Genomic DNA, 414 nt, shown 5'->3' on the forward strand with positions numbered 1-414 from the left:
TTTCAATAATTTTCCTCATGGTATCTTTTATGTAAGCTACATAAGGCCTGTCCTTTCTTTTAGAATTGGTTTTTCTTGCTATTTGTAAGCGAACTTGCTCTGTTTCTTTAAATAAATCTTCCAATTCATAATCTGTATAGCCACTATCCCCATATAGCACACTTTCTGCTGGTAAATCATGGTACATACGTTGTAGGATCTGTGAGTCGTGCTCTTTACCTTCTACCAAGTACATCTCCACAGGTATACCTGATTTGGTTGTTATTAGTTGTACTTTAAAACCATAAAAGTATTCTCTCTTAGATGCATTATACCCGCGATATGATTCGCCTTTTATCAATTTAGAACGACTTATTCGTATGTTATGGCAAACTCTTACAGGAAAGGAATCTATAATATATTCCATTTCACAAT

At 34.1% G+C, this 414-nt stretch carries 1 protein-coding gene; it reads right to left on the bottom strand.

What is annotated here, in order from left to right; translation table 11 throughout:
* Positions 1–414 (bottom strand): IS982 family transposase (locus A8C32_RS14340; protein WP_123803439.1); only part of this gene is annotated, 414 nt, incomplete at both ends.

Source organism: Flavivirga aquatica (assembly GCF_001747085.1).
Taxonomy (GTDB): domain Bacteria; phylum Bacteroidota; class Bacteroidia; order Flavobacteriales; family Flavobacteriaceae; genus Algibacter_C; species Algibacter_C aquatica.